The organism is Clostridium sp. ATCC 25772 (assembly GCF_001573875.1).
Classification (GTDB): domain Bacteria; phylum Bacillota; class Clostridia; order Clostridiales; family Clostridiaceae; genus Clostridium_J; species Clostridium_J senegalense.
Genome location: NZ_LFRG01000128.1, coordinates 1 through 890, shown reverse-complemented (window position 1 = coordinate 890; position 890 = coordinate 1). Strand labels below are relative to the sequence as shown.

Sequence of the window (890 nt, the reverse complement as noted above, 5' to 3'; positions counted from 1 at the left end):
ATGATGTGTCCGCAACCCCAGTGAAGAAAACTTCACTGGTTTGGGCTATTCCGCGTTCGCTCGCCGCTACTTACGGAATCGAATTTCTTTCTTTTCCTCCGGGTACTTAGATGTTTCAGTTCCCCGGGTTCCCCTCACTAAGCTATGTATTCACTTAATGATACTTAGACATTACTCTAAGTGAGTTTCCTCATTCGGAAATCTTCGGATCAAAGTTTACGTGCAACTCCCCGAAGCTTATCGCAGCTTATCGCGTCCTTCATCGGCTCTTAGTGCCAAGGCATCCGCCCTGCGCCCTTAATAACTTGACCAGTTATTAAAAGTGTTATTTTTTAAAGAGTTTTCTTCTCTTATAATTGGTTTATTTAATCATCACTAAATGTTATGCAGTTTTCAAAGTACTAATTTTGAGAACAATAAGCTCTCAAAATTAAACAGTAGGCAATTACTCCTTAGAAAGGAGGTGATCCAGCCGCACCTTCCGATACGGCTACCTTGTTACGACTTCACCCCAGTCATTGGTTTCACCTTCGACGGCCGCTTCCTAAAAGGTTAGCTAACCGGCTTCGGGCGCCCCCAACTTCCATGGTGTGACGGGCGGTGTGTACAAGACCCGGGAACGCATTCACCGCAGCATTCTGATCTGCGATTACTAGTAACTCCAGCTTCATGTAGGCGAGTTTCAGCCTACAATCCGAACTGAGAATGGCTTTAAGGGATTAGCTCCACCTCGCGGCTTGGCAACCCTCTGTACCACCCATTGTAGCACGTGTGTAGCCCTAAGCATAAGGGGCATGATGATTTGACGTCATCCCCACCTTCCTCCGAGTTATCCTCGGCAGTCCCTCTAGAGTGCCCAACTTAATGCTGGCAACTAAAGGCAAGGGTTG

At 46.9% G+C, this 890-nt stretch carries 2 rRNA genes; both read right to left on the bottom strand.

What is annotated here, in order from left to right:
• A 23S ribosomal RNA gene (locus AZI32_RS17115) occupies positions 1-311 on the bottom strand; the annotation flags it as partial.
• A 145-nt stretch (positions 312-456) separates the two neighbouring features.
• Positions 457-890: ribosomal RNA gene (locus tag AZI32_RS17110) — 16S ribosomal RNA — on the bottom strand; the annotation flags it as partial.